Source organism: Lentibacillus saliphilus (genome assembly GCF_019093865.1).
Lineage (GTDB): Bacteria > Bacillota > Bacilli > Bacillales > Amphibacillaceae > Lentibacillus_B > Lentibacillus_B saliphilus.
Genome location: NZ_JABJXD010000013.1, coordinates 1 through 18,936, shown reverse-complemented (window position 1 = coordinate 18,936; position 18,936 = coordinate 1). Strand labels below are relative to the sequence as shown.

Sequence of the window (18,936 nt, the reverse complement as noted above, 5' to 3'; positions counted from 1 at the left end):
TTATTTCTTATGATCACCTTGTTTCTAACTGAATTCCTTGATAATAATGCTTTAAAATGTTGTCATACGAATATCCCTTTACAGCCATACCCATCGCTCCTGTTTGAGACATGCCAACACCATGTCCCCATCCACCACCGTAAACTTTATAGCCTTCCAATTCCTTCGTTTTCTTGTTTTCTATCGGTTCAATATAGAATAGTGTACTCAATAGAACACTTTGTGATCCAGATGCATTGATATATTTTAAGGCCCAACGTATTCTGTCTTTATACTCATAAAATGTTCCTTTATCAGTGATAAATTCAATCTCTAAAGCTCTTCCAGAATCAGATCTCCTCGTAACATTAATATCATAAACCGTTTCTATATCTTTATTAAAGTATGTTCCAACAACGTTACTGATCTCATCCATTGACCATTCAAATGTCCATCGGTGATATTTAGACCAGTCAGCTTCAAAATCCCCTTTTTTTATTGCACGTAATGATTTCGGGTTTGCATGGTTTTTAAAGACGTTAAGATTTGGAACATAATCAAACGCTTTGCCATTTTGCGAGTCAGGGACCCCTCTCAGATAAGGGACGGGAGGAGCGTTCCATACATCTTCATTATTCGCTGTGTATCCGCCACTAGTAGAATGATAGACAGCTGTAATTAAGTCACCATTATAAGTTGCGACGACACCAAATGTATCTTCAACAGCCTGCGTAGAAACAGGGTGTTCTCTCTCGAATCCGCCATAAACCTGATCAGATGTCGTTGGCAAAAGATCGTACCCGTCAGCATTTCTCTTTCCAAGGTTTGCATATGCATAAGTTCTTGCCGCAACAGCTTGGGCCTTTTGAGCTTCTAATTCACCATAGGGAACAGGGGGGAGCTCTAAAGGAACAACACCATATAAGTAGCTTTCTAACGACAGTTCATTAATACCGACTAATGTTCCGCTACTGTTAAAAGCAATTTCTCCTGAACCTCGGTATGTCTTGCCGTTTAACTTCACCAATCCATCATCTGAAGTTATTAATACAGGACTGGACGTAATGATATCTCCATGAGGGGTTAGCACTTTTATTTGTGATTCACCAGAAGCAACAGTAACGAGCTTCCAAAAGGAATCATTTTCCGCAAGGCCATTGGCAATTACTTCATTTCTAAATGCGTTTCGCTCTGACCAAGACGCATCTTCAGGGAATTCACCTAAAAACAATCGATAACCATCATTAAAAGGCTTAACATAAGTCGTGTATCCACCGATCTGAGCACGATTAAGCCAATCCTCGATGTAAGCATTACTCGTTGTATAGGCAACCTGGAGTCTATAATTGGTTTGAATTTCAGCTGTTGATTCTAACGTGACTTCAATGCTGTCATTGAATCCGGTGAATAAAACGTCTCCACTTTCCTTATCATGAAGTTTAAATGCTGAATCGCTACCAATCATAATCGTTTCTGCAGAAGGAACAACACCAATTCTGATCATTTGCTCTCCCTGTGTATCGGCATAACTTGGTTTAATGCTTGTAAAAGCCATCGTCAAGAGCAGGATCAAACCTATTGATAATGCTTTCTTAAACAACGATACCACCTCCGAATATAATAAATGCTACATCAATAGATTCGACAAAGGGGTAAAAAAACCTTTTAATTATATAAAAAATTATTGAAATTTAGTTTCAGAAAGCAATAATGAAATTAAAAAACATTTTTTTGTATAAATTTATGATTTTATATTTCATTTTATTGTTTTTGTTGTATAATGAAGATGTTCACATAAAAGCGGTTACATTTTCTTGGTTAATAAGAATTGATAATGTGAGCGGCTTCTAAAAGATGAGAGGTGAGCATAATGGCAAATAAAGTCCATGTGATGATTGTAGGTGCGCATTGTGGTGATGGTGAAATTCAAGCAGGCGCAATAGCTCACAAATACGCAAAAGCAGGGCATGAAGTGACATTCTTACATTTAACGGCTGGGGAAAAAGGAACACCTCCACAAATGTCTGTAGAAGAATATAGAAAGCAAAAAGTGGATGAGGCTGAACAAGCAGCAAAGATTTTGGGAGGTAGAAGTATTACGTTGAAATATAAGGATGCAGAGTTAAAAGCAGATGATGAAACGATATCTACTGTTGCTACTTTGTTTCGTAAGCTAAAGCCAAATGTTGTTATTACACATTGGATAAATAGCATGCATCCAGATCATGCGCTATGTCCGAAAATTGTAGAGGGTGCATGGTTAAAAGCAGCATTACCAGGTTTTGATCTTGAAGGATTACCACCACATTCATTAAATAGAATGTTTCACAGTGAAAATTGGGAAGACATGGAGGGTTATGAACCAGATGTTTTTGTAGATGTATCAGAGGAGTTTGACACCTATTTAAAAGCGTTGTCAAAGTACTGGTTTATTAAGAACTCGTCAGATTTTCGCTATTACGATTATTATCAAGCACTTGGAACCATGAGAGGTTGCGTCTCAAAGCATACATATGCACAAACCTTGAAATTTGCCACAGGCATGAATGTGCGTAAAGAAACAGCTATACCTGGGTTTGAATTATAGATTTAGAATATATGAGTTTAATATAAAAGGGAGGGATAAGATGCAAATAACTGATGTAAAAAAGCAGATTGGGCAGCTAATGGTTTGTGGTTTTAAAGGAAAGACAATTACACCTGAAATCAAAAAACTAATACGAGAGCACCATGTAGGCGGAATTATCCTTTTTGCGAGAAATATAGGTACACCCCAGGAGGTGTACCAGTTAACGACAGATTTACAGCGAGAGGCAAAGGTGGCTGGTCATGAGCAGCCATTACTGATTTGTATTGACCAAGAAAATGGTGTCGTCCGACGTCTGGGAGAGGGAACAACGATTTTTCCTGGGTCAATGTTAATCGGTGCTACAGGGCGGTATGAAAATGCATATATTGCTGGTTTAGCGACAGGCAGAGAATTAAAAGCGCTCGGTATCAATTGGAATCTCGCACCGGTGCTTGATGTTAATAATAACCCTGATAATCCGGTTATAGGTGTACGTTCTTTTGGAGAAGATCCCGATAAGGTTTCAAAATTTGGCTTGGAATCAATGAAAGGTATGCAAGCCGCGGGAGTGATTACCACCTTAAAACACTTCCCGGGGCATGGTGATACAAGTGTCGACTCACATTTGGATCTTCCTGTTATTTCTCACGACATGAATCGTCTAAAAAATATTGAATTAAAGCCTTTTATTAAATGCATTAATGAAGGCGCGGATACAATTATGTCGGCCCACGTTTATTTTCCAGCTATTGAAGGAGAAGCAAATGTACCAGCTACGCTCTCCAATAAAGTCATAACGGGACTATTACGGGAACAGTTAGGCTACAAAGGTGTTGTAACGACAGATTGTATGGAAATGAATGCAATATCTGAGACGATCGGTACAGCAGGAGGAGGCGTTGCTGCTCTGAAAGCAGGTGTTGATTTGATTATGGTATCTCATCTTCAATCAAGGCAGTATGAAACGATGGATCAAATTGAAAGGGCTGTCATTTCAGGTGAAATTAAAGAAAACACTTTAAATGAAGCCTTTAATCGTGTGATGCAACTTAAGAAAAAGTATTTATCATGGGAAGATATTTCGTTTGAAAGCCATTTAAGTAAATCCACAAATTTAAAGAGCAAGCATCATGAAGCTGAGGCAACAGAAATTTATAAACAAGGCATAACTGTTGTGAAAAATGAACATAAGCTCTTGCCTCTTAATATACAGCCAGAGGATAAGGTGCTAGTGCTTTATCCTGAAAACAAGTATGCCATGCAGGTTGAGGATAGCAGGTATGCGACATTTTCACTAGGTGAGTCTATAAAGCGCTATCATTCGTCGACAGATATTTTACAATTATCGAATCCGCCGACTAAAGAGGAAATTGACCAAGTTGGTGTTGCATGTAAAGGTTATAAAGCTGTCATCATCGGTACACTATCTGTTCAGCCAGGGGATGCGCAAGCAGAACTCGTACATACGGTTACACAACATCACAAAACTGTTATCGTTGTTGCGACGCGAAGTCCTTATGATTTGGCATATCTTCCAGATGTTCAAGCCTATATAGCAACCTATGAATTTACCAAACCAGCACTGGAGGTTGCGACACAGGCTATTTTCGGAATAACACATGTTAAAGGTCATTTACCGGTGACACTCCCACGACGAGAGGAGGGGTAAGATGGATTTGGATCATCAATCCGTATATGCGGTCGGACTTATGTCAGGAACGTCCTTGGATGGTGTTGATGCAGCGATAGTAAAAATAACTGAAACTGATACTTTTGACATGCAGCTCATCCATTTTGAGACGGTTCCATATGATACAACATTAAAAAAAATTATTCTCGAACAGTGTAACCCGGAGACGTCGAGTGTCGATCAACTGTCATCATTAAACATGCACTTGGGATATGTGTTTGCTGAGACAGCTTTAAGAGCGATTGATCATGCAGGCTTAAAGCAAGACGATATAGAATTTATCAGCTCTCATGGTCAGACCCTTCATCATCAACCAGTACCAGTTCCTTTAGGAAATGTTGAAGTGTCATCGACACTACAGGTTGGAGATATTAGTGTTATTGCAGGCTTAACTGGAATTACGACGATTGGTGATTTTAGAACTAGGGATATGGCTGTTGGAGGGCAAGGAGCGCCTTTGGTTCCGTATGCGGACTATCTATTATTTAAAAAAGAGACTTATGGCCGGGTACTTGCGAACATCGGAGGTATTTCCAATATAACTGTCTTACCTAAAAATTGTACGGAAACAGAAGTTCTTGCGTACGATACCGGCCCAGGAAACATGATAATAGATTATTTTACTGAACGCGTGACTAAAGGAAAACAAGCCTATGATAAAAATGGGTTATTGGCGAAGCAGGGTAAAGTCCACGATCAGTGGTTGAAAAGCCTACTCGAGCATCCATACTTTATAAAACGGCCACCTAAGAGTACAGGTAGAGAAATGTTTGGCGTTGATTTTGCTAAACATCTTTGGAACGAAGCAAATACTATGTCAATCGATCATTATGATCGATTGGCCACTTTAACGGAATTAACGGCGGTTACCTTAGCTGCAGAAATAGAACGCTTAATCAAAAAGGCAAATATAGAGGAAGTGCTAATTAGTGGAGGTGGGAGATACAATCCAACATTAATGGCCCGTATAAAATCTAGATTGCCAGCTGATGTCATAGTTGATGGAATTGACAAATATGGTATGTCTGCTGACGCAAAGGAAGCGATGATTTTCGCACTCCTTGGCTATCAGTGTTTGAATAAACGTCCAAACAATTTGCCTGCAGCAACAGGTGCACAAAAGCATGTTGTTATGGGCAAAATAGCTTGGTAGTTTTCTGAAGGAGGTGACGCATCAACCACGTCCATCATTGTTTACCATTTATTACATTTTAGGGGGTAAGAAAGTGAAAGGTCAATTTAAATTAGTTTACGTATTGATGTTGGTTATGTTTGCCGGGATTTTGAGTGCATGTAGCGACGATGCTGGTAGCAGTAATTCAGGTGAGGAATGGACGGGGAAAATCACCATATGGGATGGACCACGTTGGGCTGAAGAAGGTGATGATTCGGGTGAAGATGGCGAAGGTAATAAATACTTCTGGCTTGAAGAAAAAATAAAAGAATTTGAAGAAAGTCATGAAGGTGTTGAAATTGAACTTGTTCAAGTACCTTGGGCAGAAATGCCTGATAAGTTAGGTGTATCGATCGCTGGTAAATCATGGCCTGATATTGCGCCAGTAGACATTAGTGGAAGTGCTGTTAGCATCGAACATATTGAACAAGGTGTGATCGAATCCGTAGATGAATTTTTTACAGACGATGAAATGAATGACTTTTATGAAAATGCTCGAGAAGCATATACGTTCGATGGTGAGCTGTATGGGATTCCTAACTCAATTACAGTGCATAGTATGCTATTAAACTTAGATTTATTTGAAGAAGCAGGCGTTGAACCACCGGAAAACGGTGAATGGACTTGGAATGAATTCGCTGATGCAGCCGAAAAATTAACGTTTGACCGAGATGGTGATGGCGAAATAGACGTTTATGGCTTCTCAACTTATATTCTTCCAGGCTATTATGAAGCTTGGCCATTCTTCTACATTAATGGCGGACAGCCATTGAGTGATGATTTGTCTGAATTTACCTTTGATGATCCTGCTGCGGTAGAGGCCATTCAGCAATTGGCTGATATTAAGCTAGAGAAAGAAGCAGCACCTGTTTCGATGGGGGGAGCCGATGTTGGTGGTACGTTCCAAGCATGGGCTAGTGAAGAACAAAGAACAGTAGCGATGGAGCCTTGGGCAACTTGGGCTATTACGTCCGCACAGACCGCTTATCCAACCAACTTTATGGTTGCCAACTATCCAACCGGCGAGAGTGGTGAGCCAGTCACGATTGGTGGTGTAGGAGGATGGACAATGTTCCATCAGGATAATGATGCTAAAAAAGAGGTCGTTGCAGAGTTTATGAAGCACATTTCTTCAGCAGAAGAACAGTATGTTATGTCTAAAGAATATGGTATTTTCCCAGCACTCAAAAGCGCTGCGGACAAAGACCCATTTGCTGATAATCCGGAAATGGCTCGGGCACAAGAAATGTCTTCACAAGTGGTCATGCTACCACGTCATCCAGAATGGAAAAAAATTGATGAAGTGATTCAAAGAGAGCTTCAACTTGTCTTTAACGGAGAAAAAACCGCCAAAGATGCTATGGATGCTGCTAAAGCAGGCGTTCAAGATTTACTTGAGTAGAAAATAAATGATAATTATGCTGGCTGATGGATCCTGATAAAGCACATACGAAAAATCGGTGGCTGTTTGCTCAAAGTAAACTGTCAGGATCCGCTTGGTCAGCTTTACTATTTCTTTAAAATTGAATCAAGAGTATTGGAAACAACACAATATTAATAGATTTTTAACGATCGGGAGGTATTACTGTGAAAACGTCTACTGGAGTGAAGAAACACGGGACGCTCTTTTTAATTAAAAAGAACTACTCTGCCTACCTCTTTTTGCTTCCCAAATTAATTCTATTCATTACATTTATAGCAATTCCCGTTGTTTGGGCATTTATTCTATCATTTCAAGAATATAAAGTTTTTGGAAGTGTATGGGCAGGGCTAGATAACTATAAGGCTGTCTTTGAAAGCGAAGCTTTTAGAAAAGCACTCTACAATACAGCGATCTATACAGTAGTTACAGTACCATTTAATGTGGTGAGCGCGCTGGTTATTGCTTCATTAATTCACTCTGTTTCGCGTACGGCCCAGAATTTCTTTCGAGCCGCCTTTTATTTGCCTACAGTCGCATCGATGGTGATTATCGCGATGGTATGGAGATGGATGTATAATTATGAATTTGGATTATTCAATTATATTATAGGGTGGTTTGGTGCCGATCCGATTAACTGGCTGGGACAAACAGACTCCGCACTTTGGGCAATTATTATTATGCAATGCATGATTCCGTTTGGGGTTGGCATTATTTTATATTTAGCTTCAATGGGTTCAATATCGGAATCATTATATGAAGCAGCAACCATTGATGGTGCGAGTTCTTTTCAAAAATGGGCACGGATTACAATCCCTATGCTTAAACCATCTACATTGTATTTAGTGCTGTTAAGTACGATCGGTTCCTTCCAAGTATTTACTCAAATTATATTAATGACAGGTGGAGGACCAGGATTTGCAACTGAGACAATCGTCCACTTAATCTATAAAACAGGCTTCCGAGACTTTGAGTTCGGACTAGCAGCAGCTCAATCCGTCATATTGTTTGGGATTATTCTCATTGTATCTATTTTCCAATTTAAAGTCTTACAGCATGATGAATAGGAGGGAAATACGTGAAAACTACAAGTTTTAAAATGAAAAAACCGATTGTCTATACACTACTCATCGTATTCTCGGTCGTTTCCCTTTTGCCACTTTATTGGGTATTCAGCACATCATTACAGCTCAGCAACTATCAGGATGAGGAACTTGACAGGCCAGTCTCATATGTAAACTCCAATCCACCGAAAATGTATCCAATGGGGATACCGGAGTATTTTGAGCATTGGAAGAAGGCACGTGATGCTGAAGAACAGAACGATATGGAACAGGCTGCTTACCACCGTGAAACAATGAGTCATATTGTTGATAATACATTTTCAGGCTTTAAAACATTATTTGAAAAAAATAATATGGGCCGATGGTTTTTTAATAGTTTTTATATCGGAGTTGTTGTAACAGTAGGTATTCTACTGTTTGATTCCATGGCTGGCTACGTCCTAGCTAAAAAACGCTTTCCGGGACGGAATCTCATATTTTGGCTGATCATTTCAACGATGATGATCCCAGGTCAGGTTACGCTTGTCCCAATGTTTATAATGATTCGGGAGTTAAATTTGATGGATACGCATTGGGCCTTAATTTTCCCTGATTTATCAATGGTGTTCGGTGTGTTTCTCATGAGACAATTCATGTACTCTATTCCGAATGAATTATTAGATGCTGCTAAAATAGATGGTGCGAGCGAATGGAAGACATATTGGAAAATCGTTATGCCATTAGCAAAGCCAGGATTGGCAGCACTAGGTATTTTTACATTTATGAACGTTTGGAATTCCTTTTTATGGCCAATTATCGTATTGAACAACTCTGATTTATATACATTACCAGTTGGCTTGAAAACATTGCAGGATGCAAATCTTGCCAGCTTTAAATTACTGATGAGTGGTGCTGCAATAGCGGCAATTCCTATGATTATCGTATTCCTCATATTCCAGCGTCATTTCGTCAAAGGGCTGACCCTTGGCGGTGTCAAGGAATAAAAATGATGCAATAAGAAGGGAGTACCATGATGAAACTTGGTCTCGACATCTTTTTAGAACGCGCGTATAAAAGCTTTGAAGGTAAGCGTATTGGTTTAGTGACGAATATGACCGGCGTTAACCAAGTGCTTGTGCCTTCTATTGATCTTTTTTATGAACATTCGGGTGTGTTCCTAACTGCGTTATATGCACCAGAGCATGGTATAAGAGGAGATGCAAAGGAAGGCGAAACAGTCAAGTCGACAACAGATCCTTATACAAACCTTCCCGTCTTCAGTCTGTATGGAGAGACAAAGAAACCTACCGAAAATATGCTTGATATGGTTGATGTCCTTGTGTTCGATTTACAAGATATTGGCGCCCGATATTATACGTTTATTTATACGATGGCGTATTTAATGGAAGCCTGTCAGGACCACGGAAAACAGTTCGTTGTTCTTGACAGACCAAATCCAATATCGGGTGAAGCCCTGGAAGGTAATTTAGTAGAAGAAAATGTTCGATCATTTGTTGGTCTTTTACCTATTCCTAATCGTCACGGAATGACAGTCGGAGAATTGTCATTACTTTTCAAGTATGAATTCGGATATTCGTGTGATTTAACTGTTATTCAGATGGAGGGATGGAGAAGACATATGTATTTTGACGATACAGGGCTTTTTTGGGTATCTCCTTCACCAAATACAACGAACATTGATATGACAACCTTATATCCTGGTACATGTTTATTTGAAGGGACGAATCTATCAGAAGGAAGGGGCACAACGAGACCATTTGAAGTTGTAGGCGCACCTTTTATGGATGGTTATAAGTTAGCAAGAGCCTTTAATGAAAAGAACGTACCTGGAATATTGGCACGTCCCACGTCATTTATACCGACATATCAAAAATATAAAGATGACGTTTGTAATGGCATTCAGCTTCATATAGCCAATAGATATGAGGTCAATGCGTTTAAGACAGGTGTTTTGTTATTGGAGATCGTTGCACAATTGTATCCAAATCAATTCGAGTTTACGCAACATACAAATGGTAAGTATTTCTTTGATCTTTTGGCTGGAACAAAAAAACTAAAGGACGATATTGTGAATGGTCGTTCAACCGCGTTTTTCAGTGAATGTAATGAACAACTGAAAGGGTTTCAAGAAAACAGAGAACCATATCTTTTATATAAATAGGATGGGGAAAATATGAACAAACTATCGACATTGACAACGGAAATGCGTAATAGCAATTCCAGTAATATAGACACCAAGTCTACAATGGAAATATTGAAAGTGATTAATGCTGAAGATATGACAGTTGCTCAAAGTGTGCAGGCTGTTCTTCCGCAAATTGGTGATGTCGTTGAAGCAGTTTATGAGTCTTTAAAACAAGGTGGTAGACTATTTTATGTAGGCGCTGGCACGAGCGGTCGCATAGGTATACTAGATGCTGTGGAGTGTCCACCGACCTTTAGCACAACGCCTGATGTTGTTCAAGCTGTTATGGCAGGTGGCACACAAGCTTTTATAGAAGCGGTTGAAGGTGCAGAAGATGACGAAGGCTTGGGAGCAAAGGATTTAGAAGAGCGCGGTTTAACTGAGTTGGATGTCGTTATAGGCATTGCTGCAAGTGGCAGAACGCCATACGTAATCGGTTCATTAAATTATGCTCGACAGCTCGGTGCTAAAACAGTAAGCCTTTCAAGCAATACGGGTTCTGAGATTTCCAAATGTGCAGATATAAGTATTGAAGTGATGACTGGTCCAGAAGTGTTAACGGGATCTACACGTATGAAGGCTGCGACCGCTCATAAAATGATATTAAATATGGTGACGACCGCATCTATGATTAAAATAGGTAAAGTATATGAGAATTTAATGGTAGACTTAAAGGTAAGCAATCAAAAACTAAAGGAACGCGCTAAAAATATTGTTGCGACAATAACACATATTTCATATTTTGAGGCGGAACATATACTTGAACGATCAAATTATGAAGTGAAGCCAGCTATTGTTATGATTAAAACTGGTGTACCCTATAAACAGGCTGTTGCAGTGATAGATGAAGCAAAAGGGTTCGTTCGTCAGGCTATAGAATTGGCTGAGAAAGGCAGCAGACGGTAATGATCACCTACAGAACGTACCAAACAGGAGATGAAAAAAGGATTGTACAGCTGTGGAATGCAAGCTTGCCAAAAGATCCTATCATGCCAAACCGATTTAGAAATGTAGTACTGTTAGATGGGAATTTTGATCCAAAAGGCATGTGTCTTGCCTTCGATGGAGAGCGTCTTGTCGGTTGTGTTTTTGCAATTAGAAGGTTAACACCGATGACAGGAAATGATCTTGAGCCTGAAAATGGCTGGATGACATTCTTTTTTGTTGACCAACAGTATAAACGGTGTGGAATTGGTAGGGAGCTTTTACAGAATGCCACAGCGTTTTTGCACTCACATGGCATAAAGCATGTTTTTTTTGCATCTTATGCACCGAATTATATATTGCCGGGCATTGATGAAGAAACCTATTCAGAAGGGTATCAATTTTTACTTGCACATCAATTTGAAAAATTATATTCACCAGTGGCAATGGATTACAATCTTGTCTCTTATGTACGACCTGAATCCATTTTACATTTAAAAGAGAAAAGAATGTTAGAGGGCTATACATTCACCCAATGTCATGATAAGGATTTATATGAAGTCATTCAATTTGCCAATTTGACATTTAATCCTGATTGGGGTCGAGCTATTCGAGAAGGTATTCTTCAAGGTTTACCGTTACATCGTATTCTCGTTGTCAGAAAGAACGAGAAAATTGTTGGATTTTGTATGTATGGCGGTTATGAGGGTGTCCCTGATCGCTTTGGACCTTTTGGTGTCGATCCCGATCAACAAGGAAAAGGACTTGGGAAAATCATCTTGCATGAGTGCTTGTATCAAATGAAAGCAGAAGGCTTACATGGTGCATGGTTTTTATGGACGGGCGAGGCAAGCTCTGCAGGCTATTTATATAAAAAAACAGGCTTTAAAACGACTAGACGTTTTCATGTGATGAGAAAAGATATTTGAAATTTTAAAGGAAGAGAGCTGAACATCATGGCTTTTATGACTGGTGGACTTGTTATGTTACAAGAAATGTTGCCTTTACTTCCACCTTCAGAAAAAAAAATCGCCACATATATTATTAATCAACCGCATGAGGTCATATCATTAACCGCTAATGAATTAGGTAAAAAAAGCTCAACAAGTGGAGCTGCGGTGATTAGATTATGTAAGTCACTTAATTTGAAAGGTTTCCAAGACTTGAAATTGAGAATTGCAGGTGACCTTCAAAAAACACCTAGCCACGGATTTCGGGATATTGAGCCTAATGAATCAACGTTGTCTATCATAGAAAAAATGACGAACAACAGCATCCAAACCATACAAGAAACCGCTGATTTGCTTAATACAGATGAATTGGAGGAAGCCGTCAGTGCTTTAAGAGATGCAAGGCGTATTCATTTTATTGGTGTAGGTGCTTCAAGTATTATTGCACAGGATGCTCAACAGAAGTTTTTGAGAATCGATAAAACGGCATATGCATTTGAGGATATGCACATGGCTGCTACGTACGTTGCTAATGCAAAGGAAGATGATGCGGTTGTCGGTATCTCCTTTTCGGGTGCGACACCTGAAGTGGCTAGGATACTTCAACTTGCCAAAGAAAACAATGCGAAAACAATTAGTCTTACAAAATATGGGTCATCTCCTGTAATGGAACAAGCCGATTTTAAACTATATACATCGGCTACTAGAGAGCCAACATTCCGAAGTGGTGCCACCTCTTCGCGAATTGCACAACTTCAAGTCATTGATATTTTATTTATGTGCGTAGCCTCAAAGCAGTATGAGGAGACAGTGAAGCATCTTGATGCAACAAGAGCCGCAGTCGACTTTTTAAAACACAATGGGAAAAAGTAAGTTTTTGATAGCCGTGACAACTAGAAGCTGACTCTCCAAAGGTGAGTCGGCTCATTTTATAAAATCGTCAAGGGGATGAAATACGATGACATATGTACTTGGAATTGACGGAGGCGGAACAAAAACAACAGGTACCGTAGTACATGAAAGTGGCAAAATTATCGCTCGCTCAACAGTCGGTGCATGTAATCCTAATACCATTGCTTATTGTGACATAAGAAAATCACTATTAAATCTCCTCTTGAATCTCCAGCATCAGGCCAATGACATTTGGTCAGAGATTACATATGCTTTTGCAGGAATATCGGGAGCTGGGAACAGTGCAGAGCAACAAAAGTTAAAAGAATTATTAACGGAATTATTGCCTAATCAAATGATCATATCGGTTGATCATGATGCTGTTATAGCTTTGTATTCGGGTACGTTAGGTGCCCCAGGAATTGTTCAAATATGTGGAACGGGATCAATCACATATGGGATTAATGAGCGATCTTCTTTCGCCCGCGTTGGAGGGTGGGGGCATTTGATCGGAGAGAGTGGCAGTGGATATGCTCTAGGAAGCAAGGCTTTACAAGCTGCTTTTCTTGCCTACGACAACATTGCGCCTCCAAATGACTTATCTGAAATTATCCTTCATCATTTTCAGGTTAGAACTTTGCCTGATATTATTCCGATTATTTATCAAGCAAAAAATCCAAAAGAGGTGGTCGCTTCTGTCAGTAAACTTTTATTCCAGGCAGCTGATAATGGAGATAAAACGGCCATTAATATGCTATATGAAAGTGGCACCGATATTGGGGCGTCCATTGCAGCGCTTATCAAACACCTCTTTAATCATCAGCTCGTGTCTGATGTACCGGTTGTATTAGCTGGAGGCATCTTTAATAGACTAGATCTCTTTAAGGAGAGTATAAAAGCATACTTAAACCAAATGAATATTCCTTATACACTTGTGAAGCCTAAACTAGATCCAGTTGGTGGCGCAGCTGTTGCTGCCTTCATAGAAGCAAATATCGCTATTAATCATCAATTTTCTGATGTATATGTTCAATCATATAAGTCGAGGTGAATAGATAATGAAATTAATAGAGTTGGATATGAGAAGAAGTCAAGAACTTGTCTCTTTATGGAATCAAGAATTAGGACAATTATTTCCAATGCGTCGAGCGCTTTTCGAGCAAAATAGTTTCGCGGATGAAAATGTCTGTCACGCAAGCTCTCGTATCGCTGTTGATCATAATGGAAAGTTAATCGGTTTTGTTGTCGTTAAAAGATGGCAAGAGCAGATTGATGTTGGGATGGATCCTGAAAAAGGATGGATACAAGCTATACTTGTTGATGCGTCTTACAGGCATCAAGGAATTGGTAAAGCTCTATTAAATAACGCTGAACACGCTCTAAGTCTTATGGGCATTAAAGAGATTTGGTTAGGTCGTGACCCGTGGCATTATTTTCCTGGAATACCGAAAGAATATGAGCAAGTCGCAAAATGGTTTAAAATGAAAGGCTATCTTCAACAAGGCTTTGACTATGATATGCTTTGCACTTATGACATATCTGATCGGATTACAGTTCAGGAACACTTTGGCATAGAATTTTCGGTATTAAATATTGCAGAAAAAGAGGATCTATTAAAATTTATGCATCGGTGTTTTCCAGGCAGATGGGAATATGAAACAATAAAATATTTTCAAAAAGGCGGTACGGGGCGGGAATTTGTTGTCCTGAAGAAGGATAACCGTATAATTGGCTTCTGCCGGATCAATGATGATCTAACACCCATTATTTCTCAAAATGTATATTGGGCACCGTTGTTTGATGAAAAACTTGGTGGAGTAGGTCCGCTAGGAATAGATGCTACAGAAAGAAAGCGGGGGTTTGGTTTGGAAATTGTTAAAGCGGGAATTGCTGAGTTGCGAAAAAGACATATTCAACGGATCGTGATTGATTGGACTGGTCTTGTTGATTTCTATGGAAAGCTTGGATTTGATGTGTGGAAAACATATCAATCATATAAAAAGACGATCTCATAAGGGGGTACTGACATGGAAAACAAGGTGAAGCAATTTTTGCAAAGGGAAATTGATAACCTACATATCCCCGGAGCTGTCATTCGCGTCGTTTACAATGGTGAGGATATTTTAAATGAAGTAATTGGTTATAGAGCGGTTTATCCTGAGAAGAAACCGATGCAACATAACACAGTATTTGATATTGCCTCATTGACTAAGATTGTTGCCACACTGCCCTCTGTGTTAAAGCTATTAGATGAAGGTGAATTTCGGCTAGATGACCCTGTTGGATTTTTTTTGCCACAGTTTAAACACAATAATAAATCAGACATTAGTGTGAGACACTTACTCACACATACATCGGGGTTACCAGCTCATAAACCGTTTTTTCGTGAACAATTATCTACCGACAAGATCATGAATTGTATTTTTGAAGAGACGCTCGTAGCGCCAGCAGGCAATAAAGTTATATATAGTGATTTAGGATTTATAACATTATATAAAATAATAGAGACTATAACAAATGAAGACTTTACGTCGTTTGTTGACCAACACTTTTTTAAGCCGATGAATATGCAGGAAACGTCCTTTGAACCGGGTTTCCCTAAAGCACGCTATGCTGCAACGGAATATAGTGAACGACTTCAAGACTATAAGCATGGCGTTGTCCATGACGATAATACAGAATTTATGGGAGGCATCAGCGGACATGCGGGCTTATTTTCTACCATTGACGATTTATCTAAGTTTGCTTCAATGGTTGAAAATAGTGGTACATACAATGGTAAACAGATATTATCAGAAAGCGTTATAAATTTATCGCGGCAAAATCATACGCCATTTGATACTGAATATAGGGGACTAGGCTGGATTTTGAAAAGCCCTAGTCATTCCTCCTGTGGCGATTTATTTTCAAATCGTTCTTATGGACATACGGGCTTTACAGGTACAAGTATTTGGTTTGACCCTGAAGTCAATTTAAGTGTTATTTTATTAACAAATCGTGTTCATTTTGGAAGAAAACCGCCAATTATTCGATTGAGACCGCGATTACACAATATTATTAGAGCACATCTCTAAGTTGTGAAAGTTACTTTAAAATAAACTATTAAACTATGTTATACTTACCCCAACTCGTAGAAAGGTGTGATGGAGATGAACTCAATGAACGAACGCTACTCATACACAAAAGGAGCACGAACGAACGGATAAACCTATGGGTACATAGTGTCCGTTTTAGCTAGGAGGGCATGTATGTTAAATAAACATGGATTTGATTTATGGGCAGACAATTATGATCAAACTGTTCAATTACACGAAGAACGTAACGATTATCCTTTTGCAGGGTATAAAGAGATTTTGAATGTGATTTTTAATGAAGTCATGAAGGAAGATCACGCTCACGTTTTAGACATGGGTTTTGGAACAGGCGTCTTAGCGGCAAAATTATATGAGCATGGACACACCATCTCCGGCATTGATTTTTCGGAAAAAATGCACGGTATTGCTCAAGCAAAAATGCCGAACGCCAATTTGCTTGCCTGGGATTTTTCAAATGGACTACCTGATTTCGTGTAGCAACACTCATATGATTCAATTATTAGTACGTATGCACTACACCATTTAACAGAAGCAGACAAGGTGGAATTCATTAAAGAACTCATACCATTACTTAAACAAGATGGACAAATTATGATTGGTGACGTCGCATTCAAGACACGCGCTCAATTAGAGGCATGTCGTCATGCGAATCTCAAAATCTGGGATGATGATGAATTCTACTTTGTTTTTGAGGAATTAACCAAAGCATTGGAACATATTTGTCAGTGTCATTATCATCAAGTATCACATTGTGGCGGGATTATAATTCTAACGCCGTATAAGTAATCTATCGTAGAGGACGCCTATGCTATTGGTATTCTAAGCTAAGCATCGGTTAAATATCAAGCAATGAAGCGTAAACAGGAATCCTATATGAAGAAGTTAATAAGCCATACATTATAAGGAAAATCCCATGAGTCAGCCAATGATAACTCATGGGTTTTGCTGGAGGTTAAAGTGATGAATTCACCCGTTAAGATTGCTGCACCTAGAACAGACGATACTTTTCCTGAAATAGATATTATAACGATGTTGGAGGATGAAGCACATCTTCGTGTAGGTATTATAGAGGATTGTGAAATTGCCAACGTGACAATTGAAAAGCTGTCGCTCGATAAACTCATTTTTAAACAGACGTCATTTGTGAATGTTGCGTTTCCAAATGTTGAAATGACAGACATCGTCTTCGAAAAATGTGATTTGTCTAATGTTGAATTTAGTGATGGTATTTTTCATAGGGTTGAAATGAAGCAGTCGAAACTGATAGGGGCTAATTTTTCGGGATCGTTCATGAGAAATATCGTATTTGATTCGTGCTTAGCTGATATGGCTATGTTCGGCTTTACGAATCAAAAGTATGTTCGTTATTCGGACACGTCTATGAATCAAGTAGATTTTTGTGAGAGTGAATTAAAACATACAGAAATGGATAATTGCCGTATGAATCAAGCAAATTTTGGTGGAACACATTTATCCGGTATTGATTTGAGAAGCTCTCATTTTGATCAGTTAACGATATCGGTTGAAAAAATTACTGGATGTATTGTAACCCCAAATCAAGCAGTTGGCTTTGCTAGAGCAGTGGGTTTAATTGTCCCTGAAGATTAGAATAGGTATGAGATTCATGTAATGTATTGTTGTAGTGGGTTTAGCTTTTGAGAACTTAATGTGGAGAAACTAGCATAGGTTATATCAAAATTAATTCATTCAGCTTTCAAGAATAAACATACTAAAAATAGTAAGGTAAAGTCATCCGTCGATGACCTTACCCACTAATCTTAGTATGTTTATTTTAAATTTATCATCGCAAATTAACGAGCTGTAAAACTCACACTAGTTGAGTATCACTCTATATGTTTTTCTGCTTCTACTTTTACGGCTACAGCAATCAAGATACAGAAGTGTTGGTTAGTTTGTAAACGGATTGATGTTAATAATTTTAATGAATTGCTGTAACATCGTTTGATCGAATCGATCCTTATCATTTATTAAAATCGCAAGCGCGTCCTGTGCTGACATCGCTTGTCGGTATGGCCGATCAAGGGTAAGTGCAGAATAAACGTCAACTAATTGTAAAATACGCATTTCTGGAGATAACTGTTCTGCAAACAACCCATCAGGATATCCGGAACCGTCTAGTCGTTCATGATGTGATCGAGCGTACTTGGCAATATGGCTTTGCTTCAATGCATATAAAATGGCCTCCCCGTCAAATGTATGGGCTTTAATTGTGTCAAATTCAGCAGGGGAGAGCTTGTCTGGTTTGTGTAAAATATGTTGAGGCGTTTTAATCTTTCCAATATCGTGAAAAAGATATCCGAGAGCAATTACCTCTAAATTTTTTAAAGAAAGGGCTTGTGCTAAACATGTGCCGAGTATAAACACATCAAAAGAATGCGAGTAGGCATAATGGTCCCAAGATCGAAGTGCATATAACGTATCAGTAAAAGCATATTTTTGGTGGATCGTTGTGTAAATGTTTATTAATTGTTCAACCCGCTTATCATCTTGCAATATATTTCCATAACGCTCTTTATGGCCGATGGTACTTAAAATTGAAAAAAACGATTCTATGTCGTGATGGACTTTCGTTAAATGCCTTGCATGTCCGATTTGTTTGTTAATGCCATTTTTATTAGTCGTCCTGTGAGTGAAAGGTATATTTTGTTTAAGAAGCATGGCGTCTCCAAAGCTGAGCGATTCCCCTATTTTGTTAAAAGGTAACACGTCATTTATGCGTTTATATTTCATGTATGCTTCCTTCCTTCAATTCAAGTAACTTATAACAGGCTGTCGTGCCATGTGATGTTGTTCTAAATAAAAGAACATTTAAGCGATAGCATGTGAGAAATGAACAACAGACTTCTTTGTAACCTAATAAAGGGTGATACAGAAAGAGATCCCCCGCCTTATACGGTAGGTGATCTCTTCAATTTATGACCAATTAAAGCTTAAACTGACCAACCAATTCATTTAACTGTTCAGCTAGCTTGGC

General features: G+C 38.9%; 18 protein-coding genes. 16 read left to right on the top strand and 2 right to left on the bottom strand.

Features of this window, described 5'->3' with window-relative positions; genetic code table 11:
* Positions 1 to 13: 13 nt before the first annotated feature.
* Positions 14 to 1,579 (bottom strand): SpoIID/LytB domain-containing protein, encoded by a 1,566-nt coding sequence (locus HPC67_RS14580; protein ID WP_246570168.1) that lies wholly within the window; start codon positions 1,577 to 1,579, stop codon positions 14 to 16.
* 270 nt (positions 1,580 to 1,849) lie between these two features.
* Here HPC67_RS14580 and HPC67_RS14575 point away from each other — a divergent pair, with 270 nt between their 5' ends.
* The 16 genes from HPC67_RS14575 (at position 1,850) to HPC67_RS14505 (ending at position 17,549) form a co-directional block, all read left to right on the top strand.
* Complete coding sequence (locus tag HPC67_RS14575; protein ID WP_217589355.1) at positions 1,850 to 2,566, top strand: PIG-L deacetylase family protein; 717 nt, start codon at positions 1,850 to 1,852, stop codon at positions 2,564 to 2,566.
* A gap of 40 nt (positions 2,567 to 2,606) precedes the next feature.
* Positions 2,607 to 4,217, top strand: a complete 1,611-nt coding sequence (gene nagZ, locus HPC67_RS14570; protein ID WP_217589353.1) for a beta-N-acetylhexosaminidase — start codon at positions 2,607 to 2,609, stop codon at positions 4,215 to 4,217.
* A 1-nt stretch (position 4,218) separates the two neighbouring features.
* Positions 4,219 to 5,391 carry an anhydro-N-acetylmuramic acid kinase gene (locus HPC67_RS14565; protein WP_217589351.1) on the top strand — a complete coding sequence of 391 codons (1,173 nt, stop codon included), beginning with the start codon at positions 4,219 to 4,221 and terminating at the stop codon, positions 5,389 to 5,391.
* A 73-nt stretch (positions 5,392 to 5,464) separates the two neighbouring features.
* Positions 5,465 to 6,814, top strand: coding sequence for an extracellular solute-binding protein (locus tag HPC67_RS14560; RefSeq protein WP_343327855.1), 1,350 nt, complete (start codon positions 5,465 to 5,467; stop codon positions 6,812 to 6,814).
* A 185-nt stretch (positions 6,815 to 6,999) separates the two neighbouring features.
* Positions 7,000 to 7,899, top strand: a complete 900-nt coding sequence (locus HPC67_RS15830) for a carbohydrate ABC transporter permease (RefSeq protein ID WP_343327854.1) — start codon at positions 7,000 to 7,002, stop codon at positions 7,897 to 7,899.
* An 11-nt stretch (positions 7,900 to 7,910) separates the two neighbouring features.
* Entirely contained in the window at positions 7,911 to 8,879 is a 969-nt protein-coding gene (locus HPC67_RS14550; RefSeq protein ID WP_343327853.1) for a carbohydrate ABC transporter permease, read from the top strand.
* Positions 8,880 to 8,905: 26 nt separating this feature from the next.
* Positions 8,906 to 10,057: an exo-beta-N-acetylmuramidase NamZ family protein gene (locus tag HPC67_RS14545; RefSeq protein WP_246570167.1), complete on the top strand. Its 1,152-nt coding sequence runs from the start codon at positions 8,906 to 8,908 to the stop codon at positions 10,055 to 10,057.
* 12 nt (positions 10,058 to 10,069) lie between these two features.
* The gene (murQ, locus tag HPC67_RS14540; protein WP_217589349.1) at positions 10,070 to 10,987 is read left to right on the top strand and encodes an N-acetylmuramic acid 6-phosphate etherase; all 918 of its coding nucleotides are present in this window, start codon (positions 10,070 to 10,072) and stop codon (positions 10,985 to 10,987) included.
* Complete coding sequence (locus HPC67_RS14535) at positions 10,987 to 11,934, top strand: GNAT family N-acetyltransferase (RefSeq protein WP_217589340.1); 948 nt, start codon at positions 10,987 to 10,989, stop codon at positions 11,932 to 11,934. The genes murQ and HPC67_RS14535 overlap by 1 nt, the downstream gene beginning before the upstream one ends.
* Before the next feature lie 27 nt (positions 11,935 to 11,961).
* Positions 11,962 to 12,828, top strand: a complete 867-nt coding sequence (locus HPC67_RS14530; protein WP_246570166.1) for a MurR/RpiR family transcriptional regulator — start codon at positions 11,962 to 11,964, stop codon at positions 12,826 to 12,828.
* Positions 12,829 to 12,913: 85 nt separating this feature from the next.
* Complete coding sequence (locus HPC67_RS14525) at positions 12,914 to 13,897, top strand: N-acetylglucosamine kinase (protein ID WP_217589333.1); 984 nt, start codon at positions 12,914 to 12,916, stop codon at positions 13,895 to 13,897.
* Positions 13,898 to 13,904: 7 nt separating this feature from the next.
* Entirely contained in the window at positions 13,905 to 14,861 is a 957-nt protein-coding gene (locus HPC67_RS14520; protein ID WP_217589331.1) for a GNAT family N-acetyltransferase, read from the top strand.
* Positions 14,862 to 14,873: 12 nt separating this feature from the next.
* Positions 14,874 to 15,920 carry a serine hydrolase domain-containing protein gene (locus tag HPC67_RS14515; RefSeq protein WP_217589324.1) on the top strand — a complete coding sequence of 349 codons (1,047 nt, stop codon included), beginning with the start codon at positions 14,874 to 14,876 and terminating at the stop codon, positions 15,918 to 15,920.
* Between the two features lie 174 nt (positions 15,921 to 16,094).
* A complete protein-coding gene (locus HPC67_RS15825; RefSeq protein ID WP_246570165.1) occupies positions 16,095 to 16,418 on the top strand; it encodes a methyltransferase domain-containing protein in 324 nt (107 codons plus the stop codon).
* A 63-nt stretch (positions 16,419 to 16,481) separates the two neighbouring features.
* A complete protein-coding gene (locus HPC67_RS15820) occupies positions 16,482 to 16,727 on the top strand; it encodes a hypothetical protein (RefSeq protein WP_246570163.1) in 246 nt (81 codons plus the stop codon).
* Between the two features lie 174 nt (positions 16,728 to 16,901).
* On the top strand, positions 16,902 to 17,549 hold the full coding sequence (locus HPC67_RS14505) for a pentapeptide repeat-containing protein (protein ID WP_217589322.1): 648 nt from the start codon (positions 16,902 to 16,904) through the stop codon (positions 17,547 to 17,549).
* Between the two features lie 300 nt (positions 17,550 to 17,849).
* Here the strand turns inward: HPC67_RS14505 and HPC67_RS14500 are convergent, their stop codons facing one another.
* The gene (locus HPC67_RS14500; protein WP_217589321.1) at positions 17,850 to 18,692 is read right to left on the bottom strand and encodes an HD-GYP domain-containing protein; all 843 of its coding nucleotides are present in this window, start codon (positions 18,690 to 18,692) and stop codon (positions 17,850 to 17,852) included.
* Positions 18,693 to 18,936 lie beyond the last annotated feature (244 nt).